Source organism: Streptomonospora sediminis (assembly GCF_054778995.1).
Genome location: NZ_BAAGYZ010000040.1, coordinates 1 through 14,407 on the forward strand (window position 1 = coordinate 1; position 14,407 = coordinate 14,407).

A 14,407-nucleotide genomic window follows, 5' to 3' on the forward strand; every position below is an offset into this window, starting at 1 on the left:
CGATGGGGCCGCGGCGGTGGTGGCGCTGGGGCTGTCGGCGTGCGCGACCGTGCCCAGCGGCGGCCCGGTCGTCGAAGGGGCGGGCGGCGACGCCGGCTCCGCGTCGGGCAGCGGCTACGTCCGCCAGCTCCCGCCCGGCCCCCAGCCCGGCGTCGACCCCGAAGGGCTGGTCCGCTGGTTCCTCAAGAGCATGGGCAGCTTCGAGGAGAACCACAGCGCCGCCCGCGAGTACCTCACCGCCCAACCCAGCACCGGCTGGGCGCCCGGCGGCCGCGTCCTGGTCTACGAGGACTTCGACAAGCTCGCCGTCGACACCCGTGTCGGCGACAAGGGCGAAAAGGCCACGGTGCGGTTGCTCGGCAACCAGGTCGCCACCATCGACAACACCGGGCAGTACCTGCCGGCCGAGCCCGGCAAGGTCATCGACATCACCCTGAAGTTGGTGCGCAACTCCAACGACCAGTGGCGGATCTCCGACCCGCCCGACGACCTGGTGCTCAGCCGCAGCGCCGTCGACCTCGCGTACCGGCCGCTGAACCTGTACTTCTTCAACCGCGACCGCAGCACCCTGGTGCCCGACCCGGTGTTCCTGCCTGTCAGCAGCGACCGGTCGGCGACCAAGCTGGTGAAGATGCTCGTCGAGGGGCCCACGAGCTGGCTCGACCCGGCGGTGCAGTCGGCGTTTCCCGAGGACGCCACCGCCGACGTCGCCTACGACGCCGGCACCGTCACGGTCGAGGTCGACTCCGCCGCAGGCGGCGCCAAGCAGCGCTTCGGCATGGGCGCGCAGCTGGTCTGGACCCTGCGCCAGCTTCCCGAGGTCGAAGAACTGACACTGCGGGTCGGCGGCCAGGAGATCGAGATCCCCCAGGAAGAGGGCGAGAACCTGCTCACCGGCGGCGCCGACTGGGAGTCGGTCAACCCCACGGGTGTCACCGGCAACCTGCGGGCCTACTTCCTGCGCGACGGGCAGCTGTGGTCGCTGGAGAGCGACACCCGCGACACCAAGCCCGAAGAGCGCCGCGTGCAGGGCGAGCCGGGAACGGGCGGGACCGCCCTGGAGCAGCACGCCGTCTCACTGGACGAGGACGCGGTCGCCGGTATCCGCGCAGGCGGCGAGGAGGTCGTCGTCTCCGGGCTCGGCGAGGACGGCGAGTATTCCCCGGTGCTCACCGGCGGCACGTACACCTCGCTGTCCTGGGACAGCTACGGCAACCTGTGGGTGGCCGAGGACGTGTCCGAGGACGGACCGGCCGCGCAGGACCGGCAGGACGGCGCCCAGTCGGCCGCCGAGGACACCGAGCGCGGCGACCCCGCCCCCTCTGCCTCCCCATCCGACCGCCCCGCGCCGGACCCGGGCACCCGCGTGTGGATGCTGCGCGGCGGCACCGACCCGGTCGAGGTCAAGGCGCCCGACCTCGCCGGCACCGCGGTCACCAAGCTGCGGCTCTCCCGCGACGGCACGCGCGCGGCGGTCGTCACCGACGACGGCACGGGCGGCACCGAGCTTTCCGTGGGCCGCGTGGTGCACACCGACAGCGGGGTCACGGTCAGCGGGGCACTGCCGCTGGCCACCGACCTCACGGGCATCACCGACGTCTCCTGGCGCGGCGGCGACCAGTTGGCGGTCCTCGGCCACATCGAAGAGGGAGCCGACAAGGGCTACCTGGTGTCGCTGGACGGCAGCACCGAAACCACCAGCGCCGGCGCCCCAGCGGGCAGCGACATGGTCGCGGTCACAGCCGCCCCCGGCCTGCCACTGCTCTCCAGCACCGAGGACGACCACATCTGGATGACCAACGACCGGATCAGCTGGCACCTCGTCTTCGACGGCACCAACCCGGTCTACCCAGGCTGAGGGGGCCGCGGGCGCTGAATCACTCGCAAAACGCCCGGTTTGCGCTTTGATCCGGGCGGGGCGGCCTAAGCCCTGTTTGGAAAGTGTGTGTTAGCGGCGCCGAGGGCGGCGGTCGGTGGGTGGGCGGCTCCTCATGCTTGGAAGGGGCGGGCCGGGTCCGCTGTGCGGCCTTGTTCGCGGCCGGGTGGCGGGTGGTCTGCACTCAAAAACCGGCTCCGAGGGCCGCGGTCGGCCCGGGCGTGCGTGTGTCCGTTCTGCCGGATTGCAGGTGGCAGTGCGCCCGTTATGTCGGGTTCCCGTTGATGATCATGCAGAAATGCCGGTCTCAGCTTTGATATTTGGGCATTTCTGCAGGGTCGGTGCGTCGCGCGCCCCCCGAGCGGGCCCGTGTCCGACCCGGCCCCCGGACGCACTGCAGTCCCGATCGATCAGGGCCTATTAAACAGGACTTGGTTGTCCACAGGCGGCGAATCCGCGTGGCGTCGCCGGTGCGGGACTGCCGAACCTGGGGGCATGAGCGAAGAAACCTCTCCTCCGCCCGCCGCCTCCCCGCCGCCCGCCGGCTTCGGCCGCGCTTGCCCCGGCCGTCTTCCGCCCCGCCGCACCTCCGGCCCCACGGTGCCGCACACGCGTCCGCGGGCGCTCCCGCGGCTGCGGGCCACCGCGGCCACCGGGGACGGCTGCACGGCCGCGTTCGGTGGTCTGCTCGGGCTGCTGCTCGGCGACCACTGCGCAGGGTGTGCGCGCCCCGGAGGGCGGCTGTGTCCCGACTGTGCGCGCGCACTCGGTTCGCGTCCGCGCCGCTGCCGCCGCCGGGCCGGATGCCCGCCGGTGTGGGCGGTCGGCGGCTACGGCGGGCTGCAGCGCACCGCGCTGCTGGCGTTCAAGCAGCGCGGTGCGCGTTCGCTTGCGGTGCCGCTGGGTAGCCGGTTGGCCGCGGCGATCGGTGCCGCCGCGGCACAGCACCCCGGCGCGCTGGTGGTGCCGGTCCCGGCCCGTCCTGCCGCGCTGCGCCGGCGCGGCTACGATCCGGTGCTCCTGCTGGCCTGGGCGGCCGCACAGGCCGGCGGCGTGAGCGGGCCCGGGCCGGCCCCGGTGCTGGTCCACCGGCGCCGTGTCAGCGACCAGGTCGGGCTGGGCCGCGACCGGCGCCGGGCCAACCTCACCGGGGCGCTGGCGGTGCGCGGGCCCACCGCGGCTCTGGCCGGGCGGCCGGTGGTGGTCGTCGACGACATCGTCACCACCGGAGCCACCCTCGCCGAGGCGGCGCGGGCGCTGCGCTGTGCGGGCGCGGCGGTTGTGGGCGGCGCTGTTCTCGCAGAGCGCAACTGACCGCCGGGCCCCGATCGGGCGGCCCTCCGCAGGGTTCAGCCGGGGAATCGGCGGCGCCCCTCCGCCACCGGCCGCCTGCGGCCGCCCGAGGGCGGATTCGGCGGTCAATGCGGTATTGCGGCTTGTCAGGACGAGGCTGCGGTGCAGTCCGGAACACCTGCGGCAACCTTTGACCTTTGGCCCCTCTGCCACCGTTTTCGGCGATTCCTCCGCGATCCTGCTCCCCCGGGAGCGGATACGGAGCAGGATCACCACCTGACATCTGGAGGAACTCGGGTTAGCGTTCAGAACATGGCACCCGTCCGGGTCCGTGGTTGCGCCGGCTGCGGCGCCCCCTCGCAGGGGCGCCCATTCGGCAAGCCGATGCCAGCCGCAGGCGAAACGGCCCACGTAAGGCGACTTTTCGTCGACCGATCACGGTGCGGCTTAGAGGTAAGTCCTGCCCTGCAGAGGGATCCGATGTCCCTCGGTTGCGGGAGAAGGGCAGTAGTCGCGCTCAAGCGCGGCGGGCCCCTCAGCAGGCGGATGTGGGGACGAAGACCAGGTCGGCCGGACGGGTGGCATAGCCCGGCGGTGCGCGGAGCACGGTGCATGCGGCACCGTGCGCCCCGCACCGCCGCGGCACATCCCCTGCGCGCCCGCCGATCCCCGCGCGGGTGCGTGTCAGGCCGCACCCCGCCCGCGACCAGTGCGATTGCCTCCTCCGCAGCGGATATGACCCGCGATCTTGTGGGTATGCGCAGTCGCAAACGTGCAGACCGTCCCAGCCGCCGCGCGAGCCGCAACGGCAGCGCGTAGTGGCGGAGAGGAGGACCGCGGAGTATCGGCATGCTCCGCGCCTCGCGCGGAGCGGCAGTTCCGGCCGTGCCACCGCTTCATCCGGTGGCCACGCGTTGAAGGGGGTCTTGTGGACATCATCGTCAAAGGTCGGCGCACAAGTGTCAGCGACAAGTTCCGGCAGCACGTCGAGAACAAGCTGGACAAGCTCTCCAAGTGGGAGAAAAAGGGCATGAGCGTCGATGTGGAGGTGTCCAAGGAGCGGAACCCGAAGCTCGCCGACATGCGAGAGCGCGTCGAGCTGACCATCCGCTCCACCGGCCCGGTCATCCGCAGCGAAGCTTCCGCCGATGATCGCTACAACGCCCTGGACCAGGCGATCGACCGCATCGAGGCGCGCCTGCGCAAAGTCGCCGACCGCAACAAGGTGCGCAAGGGCAACCGCGCCCCCGTCTCGGTGGCCGCGGCCACCGCCGACCTCGCCAACGGCACCGCCGATGCGCCGGGCGGGGGCGGGGCCATCGGGCCGACCGCGGTCCCCGCACCTGCTGCGAACCCCGACGAATTCGACGGCGGCGCTGTGGACGACCAATTCTCCGACGAGTACGTCGAACTCGACACCCAGGGCAACGGCCCCGTCATCGTCCGCGAGAAGTTCCACTCCGCCAAGCCGATGACCATCGACCAGGCCCTCATGGAAATGGAGCTCGTCGGACACGACTTCTACCTGTTCCACGACGAGGACCGCGACGCCCCCAGCGTGGTCTACCGCCGCAAGGGCTTCAATTACGGAGTCCTGCGCCTGGTCGACTGAACCCGACCGACCGGCACCCGCCGGGCCCGCACGGGCCCGAGCGGGTCGGCGGCCCCGGGGTTTGTGCTCCGGGGCCGCGCGTGCGACCGCCCCTGCCGTGTGCGGGCCGACCGCCCGATCGCCCGGTCGCCGGTCCGGGGTCCGGGTCAGCCCGCCGACCTGGCCCCTCGGCGGTGCTGGTACCGGTCGGCTGCGCTGCCGCCGGGAACCGGCAGGTCGTCGGCTGCGGCCCGGTGGCCCTCCTCGCGTTCCGCCCGCTGCCGGTCGACGGATTTGATCCGGTGCAGCGGCGTGTTGTGCGGCTCCTCGGACTCGCGGCGCGGATCATCGAGCACGACGTCGGTGAAGATGTCGGTCATCAGGAACAGCACCCCGCCCGCGGCCATCACCACGAGGCCGATACCGATGAGCCACCAGTTCGCGCCCAGCGAAACCCCGAGTCCCCCGGCGAGGAACCCGATGAAGAAAACCGCCACTGCGATCCACGACCCCGGGCGGCCGCGGTGCGTGTTGGTGGGCGCGAAACCGCCGCCTTCGGCCTGGTATCCGCGGACGTAGCGGTAGGGCCTGCGGCCGCGCCCGGGGTTGTCCGTCGCCGTTTCGCCGGCGGTATCGCCGGACGTGTTGGCGGATGTCCCGCCGGACGTGCTGCCGGCATCGGGGTTGTTGGATTCCGTCATGGCGGCACCCCCCGCTTACCCAAGAACCAATCGGTGTGCATGGCGCCCTCATGGTGCGCAATAACCGGATCCGCAGGTGGTAAACGATTCTCCGGGCACCGCCGCCGCGGTGGTGGCGGCGACGTGACGGTGCTGTGACCATCCGTGAGTGCACGGCGGGCCGATCCTGTCGCCTACGATGAAAAGGTGGGGGTCAAGGATCCGTCCCGCCTCCGGACGCGGGCGCCCAGATCTGCGAGGAGCGCATAGGAAGTGCCAGCCATACTCGACAAGGTCCTCCGCGCAGGCGAAGGCAAGATCCTGCGCAAGCTGAACAAGCTCAAGGACCAGATCAATTCGATCGAGGACGACTTCGTCGATCTCAGCGACACCGAATTGCGCGAACTCACCGATGAGTTCCGCGAGCGCCACACCGAAGGCGGTGAATCGCTCGACGATCTGCTGCCCGAGGCCTTCGCCGCGGTGCGCGAGGCCGCCAAGCGCACGCTCGGCCAGCGCCACTTCGACGTCCAGCTCATGGGCGGCGCGGCACTGCATCTCGGCAACATCGCCGAAATGAAGACCGGTGAGGGCAAGACCCTCACCTCGGCCCTCGCGGTGTTCCTGAACTCGCTGAGCGGCGACGGCGTGCACGTGGTGACCCCCAACGACTACCTGGCCAAGCGCGACGCCGAGAACATGGGGCGCATTTACCAGTTCCTCGGCCTGAAGGTCGGCGTGCTGGCCCCCGACATGTCGCGCGACGACCGCCAGGCGGCCTATGCCGCCGACGTCACCTACGGCACGAACAACGAGTTCGGCTTCGACTACCTGCGCGACAACATGGCCATCTCGCTTGAGGAGACCGTCCAGCGCGGCCACTCCTTCGCGATCGTCGACGAGGTCGACTCCATCCTCATCGACGAGGCCCGCACCCCGCTGATCATCAGCGGCCCCGGCGAACAGAACTCCAAGTGGTACTCCGAGTTCGCCAAGATCGCGCCCCGCCTGCGGCGCGACACCGACTACGAGGTCGAAGAGAAGAACCGCACGGTCGGCATCACCGAGAGCGGCGTGGCCAAGGTCGAGGACCTGCTGGGCATCGACAACCTCTACGAGTCGGTCAACACGCCCCTGATCAGCTTCCTGAACAACGCCATCAAGGCCAAGGAGCTTTTCCGGCGCGACAAGGAGTACATCGTCAACGACGGCGAAGTGCTCATCGTCGACGAGTTCACCGGCCGGGTGCTGCGCGGGCGCCGCTACAACGAGGGCATGCACCAGGCGATCGAGGCCAAGGAACGCGTCCGGATCAAGGACGAGAACCAGACCCAGGCCAAGATCACCCTGCAGAACTACTTCCGCCTTTACGACAAGCTGGCCGGTATGACCGGTACCGCCGTCACCGAGGCCGCGGAGTTCACCCAGACCTACGGTGTCGGCGTGGTGCCCATCGCCACCAACAAGCCGATGGTCCGCGCCGACGAGCGCGATGTCATCTACAAGGGCGAGGACGCCAAGTTCGAGGCGGTCGTCGACGACATCGCCGAGTCGCACGAGAACGGCCAGCCGGTGCTGGTCGGTACCACCAGCGTAGAGAAATCCGAGCTGCTGGCGAAGATGCTCAAGCGGCGCGGTATCGCCCACGAGGTCCTCAACGCCAAGAACCACGCGCGTGAGGCCTCGATCATTGCCCGCGCGGGCAAGCTCGGCGCGGTCACCGTCGCCACCAACATGGCCGGCCGCGGTACCGACATCATGCTCGGCGGCAACCCCGAGTTCATGGCCGACGAAGAGCTCCAGCGGCGCGGTCTGGCCCCGCTGGAGACCCCTGATGAGTACGAAGAGGCCTGGCCCGACGCGCTGGAGAAAGCGAAGAAGGAGGTCGAGAGCGAGCACGAGCAGGTCGTCGAGGCAGGCGGGCTCTACGTTCTCGGCACCGAGCGCCACGAGTCCCGGCGCATCGACAACCAGCTGCGCGGCCGCTCCGGCCGCCAGGGCGACCCCGGCCTCTCGCGCTTCTACCTTTCGCTTGAGGACGACCTGATGCGCCTGTTCAACAGCGCGCGGGTCGAGCTCATCTACGACCGGTTGAACATCCCCGACGACCAGCCGATCGAGTCCAAGGTCGTCACCAAGGCGATCCAGTCGGCTCAGGCGCAGGTCGAGGCGCAGAACCTCGAAATCCGCAAGAACGTCCTGAAGTACGACGAGGTCCTCAACCGGCAGCGCAAGGTCATCTACGCCGAGCGGCGCAAGGTGCTTGAGGGGGCCGACCTCCAGGAGCAGGCCGCGGGCATGCTCGACGACGTGCTCGACGGCTACGTCCGCGCGGCGACCGCCGAGGGCGACGCCGGCGACTGGGACCTCGACCGGCTGTGGAAGGCGTTCAAGCAGGTCTTCCCGATCAGCTTCACCGCCGACGACCTCATCGAGGAGAACGGCGGCGAGATCGGCTCGCTCACCCGCGAGATCATCTCCGACCGCGTCCGCGAGGACGCCCACGAGGCCTACGCCCGCCGCGAGGAAGAACTCGGCTCCGAGGCGATGCGCGAGCTGGAGCGCCGCGTGATCCTTGAGGTCATGGGCCGCAAGTGGCGCGAGCACCTCTACGAGATGGACTACCTGCAGCAGGGCATCGGCCTGCGGGCCATGGCGCAGCGCAATCCGCTGATCGAGTACCAGCGCGAGGGCTTCGACATGTTCCAGGAGATGCTGGAGGCCATCAAGGAGGAGTCGGTCGGCTACCTCTTCAACGTCGAGGTCCAGGTGCGCGGCAGGACCAGCGCGTCGATCACCCCGGCCACCGCGGCGGTCACCGCTGCGGGCGCCAACGGGGCCACCGTCACCGCCGCCCCCGCCGAGGACACCGCGGCCAAGGGCGGCGGCGAATCCGGCGACTCGGCCGGTCTCGGCGCCGAGGACGTGCTCGAAGCCGAATCCGCCGCCGACAGGGAGGCGGCCGCCGACTCCGACGCCGTCGACGACGGCGGCGAGGAGATCGTGGTCGCCGGGTTCGGCCAGAGCCGCCCGAGCCGGCTGCAGTACTCGGCTCCCGCCGAGGACGGCAGCGTCGACACCCGCACCGAAACCGTCGACGACGCCTACGCCGGCACCTCCCGCAACGCCCCGTGCCCCTGCGGCTCGGGCAAGAAGTTCAAGAAGTGCCACGGCGACCCCCGCAACCGGGGCTAGCCGGGGCGCGAGCACCGGTTGGGCGCCGGCAGACCCGCTAGAACCGGCTGGGACGGCCGGGACGACCGGAGCAACCTGTACGGCCCGCACGGCCGAAGGAAGCGGCCGCGGCAGGAGGATCCCTCCGCCGCGGCCGCTTTGCCGTGCCTGCTGCGCTCGCTGTATTTGCGGTACCGAGCGGTTCCGGCGTGCCGGTACGCGGGTGCGCAGGTGCACGCAGGCGCAGCGGCACCCGGCACACGTTTCGGGGCGGACCCCGGTGGCTCCGGGATCCGCCCCGATGGTGCAGTGAAGCGGTGGTGCGGTGGTGCGGGCGCGCCGGCCGGTCCGTTGCCGGCCGCCGCGCCCTTGCAGCGGATCCGCCGGCTAGGAGCCGCCCGATCCCTTGGCGGTGCCGCTGCCGCCGCCGTCGCCCGCGGCCGACTCGCCCCCGCCGGATCCGCCGGTCGCCGATCCGGAGTCCGGGTTGGTGGCCACCGACGCGTGCTCCTCCACCGGTTCGCGGCCCGGAGTGGGCAGGTTCAGCTTGGTGATCAGGAAGTAGAAGATCACGTAGTACAGCGCGGCATAGACCACGCCCATCAGCAGGATCCACATCAATCCGGTCGTGTTGGACTTGAACGCGTTCAGCACCATGTCGATGAGCCCTGCTGAGAACCCGAAGCCCAGATGGGCGTCGAGCGCATTGAGGATCGCCATTGAGATGCCGGTGAGCACCACGTGCGTAATGAACAGCACCGGTGCGATGAAGATGAACGCGAACTCGATCGGTTCGGTGATGCCGGTGACGAAGGCGGTCAGCGCGGCCGAGATCATGATGCCGCCGACCGCGGGGCGCTGGCTGGGGTGGGCCGCCCGCCACATCGCCAGGGCCGCTGCGGGCAGCCCGAACATCAGCACGGGGAAGAAGCCGGAGAGGAACCCGCCGGCAGTGGGGTCGCCGGCCAGGTAGCGGTTGATCTCGCCGTGGAACACGTCGCCGGACTGCGGGTCGGTGTAGCTGCCGAATACGAACCACACGACCGAGTTGACGATGTGGTGCAGGCCGAACGGCAGCAGCAGCCGGTTGACGACGCCGTAGACGCCGGCGCCCACCGCGCCCGATCCGACGATCCACTCGCCCAGGTTGTTGATCCAGCCGCCCACGGTCGGCCAGATGAAGCCGAAGGCCACCGCGACCACCAGCGCCGCCACGGCGGTGATGATCGGTACGAAGCGGCGCCCCCCGAAGAAGCCCAGCCACGTGGGCAGTTTGATGCGGTGGTAGCGCTGCCACAGCAGAGCCGCCAGCAGCCCGATGACGATGCCGCCGAGCACGTCGGTCGGGTTCTTCACGCCCCAGTTGATCGCCTCGGCGCCTTCGGCGTCGAAGGTCGTGATGGTCTCCTTCAGTTCACCGCTGGGGTCGAAGTTGAAGAACATGTAGCGGGTGACGCGGTCGAAGACGACGTAGCCCACGACCGCGGCCAGTGCGGTGGAACCGTCGGCGCGCTTGGCAAAGCCGATGGCGACGCCGACGGCGAACAGCAGCGGCAGCATCTGGAACAGCGCGTCGCCCGCGGTGCCGATGACACCGGCGACGTGCGCCATCCAGCCCAGGCCGCCGACGTCGGCGAGTCCGCCGGCATCGGGGCCGTTGGAGCCGAGCATGTCGCCTTGGCCCAAGCGCAGCAGGATCGCCGCCGCGGGCAGCACGGCAATGGGCATCATCAGGCTGCGGCCGATGCGTTGGAGCACACCCAGGATGGCCGAGGACGATCCGGTGGCGGGTGGACCGCCGCTTGTGGTGGATGTGGAACTCACGGGTTCCTCCAGTGGTGCGGGGTGTCGGATGATGCGTACGCGGCTGGGCGCGTGCGCGGTGGGGCCGGGCGGGTGGTCAGGATCCGCCCGGTCGTCGCGGGTCGAGGCGCGAATGCAGCGTGTAGCGGTCCGCGCGGTACCGGGATATCGCCAGTTCGACGCATCGGCCGTTGGCGAAACTGCGGCGGCGCATGGACAGCACCGGACTGCCCTGGGGCAGGCCGAGCAGCTTGGCGTCGGCGGGGTCGCAGACACCGGCCTCGATGGTCTGCTCGCCGGAGTCCAGGATGATCCCGTACTCCTGCTCCAAGACCGCATACAGCGACCGGCCGGCCAGCGTGTGCTGGTCCAGGCCGGGCGCCAGGTCGACGGGGATGTTGGACCGCTCCACGGCCATCGGTTCGCCGTCGGCGGTGCGCAGGCGTTCGATGTGGTGGACCGGGGTTTCCGGGGCCAGGCCCATGGCGCGCGCCGTGCTGCCGCTGGCGGGGAGCACGCGGCGCACCAGGTCCTGGGCGCCGGGTTGGAAGCCGCGCGCGCGCATGTCCGCGGTGAACGAGGCCAGCGCAAGCGACATCTCGATCTTGGGCCGGGCCAGGAACGTGCCCTTGCCCGGCACGCGGTAGAGCTTGCCTTCCGACACCATCAGGTCGATGGTCTGGCGAACGGTCATCCGGGACAGGTCGTAGCGCTGCCCCAGTTCGCGTTCGGAGGGGATCGGGTCGTCGACCGACAGGCCGGTTTCGACTATCCAGTCCAGGAGCAGGTCCCTAAGCTGCGAGTACTTGGGGACGGGGCTGGTCGGGTCGATCGCCATGGCGGTGCCTGTTCGGTTGAGAGACATTCTGATATGACTGGTATAGGCCGGACTAGACCACAGCGCGGCCATTTGTGTCAATATGTGGACCCGCGGCATACCGGCCACATCCCGCAGCATGCCGTTACCGCTGGCCACAGCGGTGAAACGGCACCCAGACGGATCCGAGGGAAGGCTCCAGATGACTACCACGACGAGCGTGATGCGCTCGGAGATCGCCGAGCAGCCCGAGGCGCTGCGCGCGACGCTGGACACGCTGCTGCCGCTCACGCCCGACATCGCCGCACTCGGCCGGGAAACCCGGCAGGTGCTGTTCATCGCCCGCGGCTCCTCCGACAACGCCGCCGTCTACGGGAGCTACCTCCTGCAGGCGCACACCGGACGCCTGGCCACCCTCGCCTCGCCGTCCATCGCCACCACCTACGGCGCCAAGGTCGACCTCACCGGTGTGCTGGCGGTGGCCATCTCGCAGTCGGGCCGCACCGAGGAAATCGTCGACACCATGGCCTGGGCCGCCGACTGCGGCGCCCGCACCGTCGGCATCACCAACGGGGCCGACTCGCCGCTGACCCGCACCGCCGACCTCGCCCTGGTCACCCGCGCCGGCAGCGAACTCGCGGTCCCCGCAACGAAGACCTACACCACCCAGCTCGCCGCGCTCGCCGTGCTCGCCCTGGGCCTGGGCGCCGAACTCGACCCCGCCGAACTGCAGGCCGTACCCGAGTCCGTCGACCAGGTGCTGGCCCAACCCGCCGTCAGCGACGGCGTCGAGGCCATCGCCGAGCGCTTGGTGGGCGTGCAGGGCGCGGTCGTCTCCGGGCGCGGCATGGCCTTCTCCAGCGCCCTGGAGGCCGCCCTCAAACTCAAGGAGGCCTGCTACCTGCACGCGATGGGGCTGTCCTACGCCGACCTGCTGCACGGGCCCATCGCCGTGGTCGACCACGCCACCCCGGCCATCCTCACCGCCGCGAACTCCGGCCCGACCCTGGGCGGCATCGTCGAACTGGCCGAACGGGTCACGGCCGCCGGAGCCCCCGCATACGGGATCGGCGGGGGAGCGGCGCTGGCCGGAGCCTGCGACCTGGCGGTCCCGGTTCCCGACCTGGCGGAGTGGCTGGCACCCATCGCGCTCATCGCGCCGGCGCAACTGATCACCGAACGGTTGGCCCGGCGACTGGGCTACAACCCGGACGCGCCTCGTGGCCTGGGCAAGGTAACCCAGACATCCTAGAAGCGCGCGGCCCGGGCGCAGGGCGGCACGGTTGGGGAGCCCGCTGGGCGGGGCCCGCAGCGCGGCTTAAGCTCGAAGCATCCCGGCACCCGGCCGCCCCGGTCGCGGCCACCCACCGCGGACGGCACATCCGGGCACCGGATCACGCACGACCGAACTGGAGGAACACATGGCCGACAAGGCAGCGGCGATCGTCGCCGGGCTCGGCGGCGCCGGCAACATCGAGGACATCGAGGCGTGCATCACCCGGCTGCGCACCGAGGTCGGCGACGCAGGCAAGGTCGACGAGCCGGCGCTCAAGGCGGCGGGCGCCCACGGCGTGCTGATCTCCGGAAACGTCGTCCAGGTCGTAGTGGGCCCCGAAGCCGACGCCCTCACCGACGACATCAACGACCTACTGGACTGACCCCACCCGGACCCGGTCGGCGGCCACCGCCGGCCGGCAACCACCACCGGGCGCGGTCCGCCGCCGGCGGCCGCGCCCCGTCCCCAGGAGGTGCCGCGTGCTCCAAGTGCTCGCCCCCGTCCCCGGAACCGCCCTCGCCATGTCCGCGGTCCCCGACCCGGTCTTCGCCCAAGGCATGGTCGGGCCCGGCGCGGCCGTCCAGCCCGCCTTGGCAACGCAGGACGCCGTCGCCCCCGTCAGCGGCCGCATCGCCAAACTGCACCCGCACGCGTTCATGGTGCTCACCGGCGACGGCCGCGGAGTGCTCGTGCACCTGGGCATCGACACCGTCAAACTCGACGGCGCCGGCTTCGAGAAGCTGACCGAAGAGGGCGCGCACGTCGAGGCCGGCGCCCCGGTGATCCGGTGGAACCCCGCCGAAATCGAGGCCAAGGGCCTCTCGGCCGCGGTACCGGTCGTCGCGCTGGAGGCCGCTGCCGGCACCGTCGCGATGTCCGCGGCGGCCGCAGGGGAAGTCACACCCGGCGACCCGCTGTTCACCTGGTCATGAGCTCCCACGACCCGCCGCCCGCCGCCGCCCTCTTCGACCTCGACGGCACCCTCATCAACAGCGAGCCCCGCTCCATGGAGGTATGGTCGCGGCTGCTGCACATGCACAACATCCCCCACGACCGGTCCACCCTGCACCGCTTCATGGGCCGCCGCGGCGCCGACGTCCTCAACGAGGACCCCGACCTGTTCCCCGGCGTCACCTGGGACGTGCTGGTCGCCGAACTGCAACTGATCCAGGCGTCCCCCGACCTGCCCGACTCGCAGGAACTACCGGAATCGGTGGCGTTCCTGCACCGCCTCCACGCCCAGGGGGTGCCGTTTGGCCTGGTCACCTCGGCCGGCCGGCAGTGGGCCCGCATCGCCCTGGAGCGGCTGGGCGTCCTCGCGATGTTCCGGTGCCTGGTCACCGCCGGCGACGTCGCCGAAGGCAAACCCCACCCGCAGGGTTACCTGATGGGCGCCCGCAACCTGGGCAGCGACCCGGCGCACACCGTGGTGTTCGAGGACACCCCGGCCGGTATCGAGGCGGGACGGCGCGCCGGCATGCACACCGTCGCCATCACCACCACCCATGAGCCCGCAGTACTGCGCAACGCCGATCTGGTCGTCGACCACCTCACCGAGGTCGACTGGCCCCGGATCAGCCGGACAGTACGACCCGACCAGTAGCAACCGGAAGGAAGGTGCGTCCCGTGGCGCAACGCCGAGTCACAGTCCAGTCCGAGGTCGGCCTGCACGCCCGCCCCGCCGCCCTGTTCGTCGAGGCCGCCACCAAGGCCGGCGGCGAAGTGACCCTGGCCAAGGGCGAAGGCGCCCCGGTCTCCGCCAAGAGCATCCTGGCCGTGATGGGCCTGGACGTCCGCAAGGGCGACGAGATCGTCATCAGCGCCGACGGCGAAGACGCCGACGCGCTGCTGGACCGCCTTACCGAGATCGCGGACGCCGGTTAGCCGGATGAGGGAG

12 protein-coding genes are annotated in these 14,407 nt (G+C 70.7%); 9 read left to right on the top strand and 3 right to left on the bottom strand.

The features are described from left to right. The 3 genes from ACYVD5_RS10480 to hpf form a co-directional block, all read left to right on the top strand. Positions 1 to 1,858, top strand: a 1,858-nt coding sequence (locus tag ACYVD5_RS10480) for an LpqB family beta-propeller domain-containing protein (RefSeq protein WP_461000773.1), incomplete at its 5' end; no start/stop codon positions are given. A 513-nt stretch (positions 1,859 to 2,371) separates the two neighbouring features. Next, entirely contained in the window at positions 2,372 to 3,190 is an 819-nt protein-coding gene (locus tag ACYVD5_RS10485) for a ComF family protein (RefSeq protein ID WP_461000774.1), read from the top strand. A gap of 907 nt (positions 3,191 to 4,097) precedes the next feature. Then, a complete protein-coding gene (hpf, locus tag ACYVD5_RS10490; RefSeq protein ID WP_461000775.1) occupies positions 4,098 to 4,781 on the top strand; it encodes a ribosome hibernation-promoting factor, HPF/YfiA family in 684 nt (227 codons plus the stop codon). Between the two features lie 146 nt (positions 4,782 to 4,927). On the opposite strand, the gene ACYVD5_RS10495 is transcribed toward hpf, so the two are convergent. Continuing rightward, entirely contained in the window at positions 4,928 to 5,461 is a 534-nt protein-coding gene (locus tag ACYVD5_RS10495) for a hypothetical protein (protein ID WP_461000776.1), read from the bottom strand. A gap of 252 nt (positions 5,462 to 5,713) precedes the next feature. Here ACYVD5_RS10495 and secA point away from each other — a divergent pair, with 252 nt between their 5' ends. Continuing rightward, positions 5,714 to 8,635 carry a preprotein translocase subunit SecA gene (secA, locus tag ACYVD5_RS10500; RefSeq protein ID WP_461000777.1) on the top strand — a complete coding sequence of 974 codons (2,922 nt, stop codon included), beginning with the start codon at positions 5,714 to 5,716 and terminating at the stop codon, positions 8,633 to 8,635. 366 nt (positions 8,636 to 9,001) lie between these two features. On the opposite strand, the gene ACYVD5_RS10505 is transcribed toward secA, so the two are convergent. Continuing rightward, entirely contained in the window at positions 9,002 to 10,438 is a 1,437-nt protein-coding gene (locus ACYVD5_RS10505) for a PTS transporter subunit EIIC (protein ID WP_461000778.1), read from the bottom strand. Positions 10,439 to 10,514: 76 nt separating this feature from the next. Beyond that, positions 10,515 to 11,255 (bottom strand): GntR family transcriptional regulator, encoded by a 741-nt coding sequence (locus tag ACYVD5_RS10510; RefSeq protein ID WP_461000808.1) that lies wholly within the window; start codon positions 11,253 to 11,255, stop codon positions 10,515 to 10,517. Between the two features lie 181 nt (positions 11,256 to 11,436). Here ACYVD5_RS10510 and ACYVD5_RS10515 point away from each other — a divergent pair, with 181 nt between their 5' ends. From ACYVD5_RS10515 to ACYVD5_RS10535, 5 genes are all read left to right on the top strand, one after another. Next, on the top strand, positions 11,437 to 12,486 hold the full coding sequence (locus ACYVD5_RS10515) for an SIS domain-containing protein (RefSeq protein ID WP_461000779.1): 1,050 nt from the start codon (positions 11,437 to 11,439) through the stop codon (positions 12,484 to 12,486). 157 nt (positions 12,487 to 12,643) lie between these two features. Then, on the top strand, positions 12,644 to 12,892 hold the full coding sequence (locus tag ACYVD5_RS10520) for a glucose PTS transporter subunit EIIB (RefSeq protein WP_461000809.1): 249 nt from the start codon (positions 12,644 to 12,646) through the stop codon (positions 12,890 to 12,892). 97 nt (positions 12,893 to 12,989) lie between these two features. Further along, a complete protein-coding gene (locus ACYVD5_RS10525) occupies positions 12,990 to 13,442 on the top strand; it encodes a PTS sugar transporter subunit IIA (protein ID WP_461000780.1) in 453 nt (150 codons plus the stop codon). Further along, on the top strand, positions 13,439 to 14,113 hold the full coding sequence (locus ACYVD5_RS10530; RefSeq protein ID WP_461000781.1) for an HAD family hydrolase: 675 nt from the start codon (positions 13,439 to 13,441) through the stop codon (positions 14,111 to 14,113). The genes ACYVD5_RS10525 and ACYVD5_RS10530 overlap by 4 nt, the downstream gene beginning before the upstream one ends. A gap of 23 nt (positions 14,114 to 14,136) precedes the next feature. Further along, a complete protein-coding gene (locus tag ACYVD5_RS10535) occupies positions 14,137 to 14,394 on the top strand; it encodes an HPr family phosphocarrier protein (RefSeq protein ID WP_461000782.1) in 258 nt (85 codons plus the stop codon). The last annotated feature ends 13 nt before the right edge of the window (positions 14,395 to 14,407 follow it).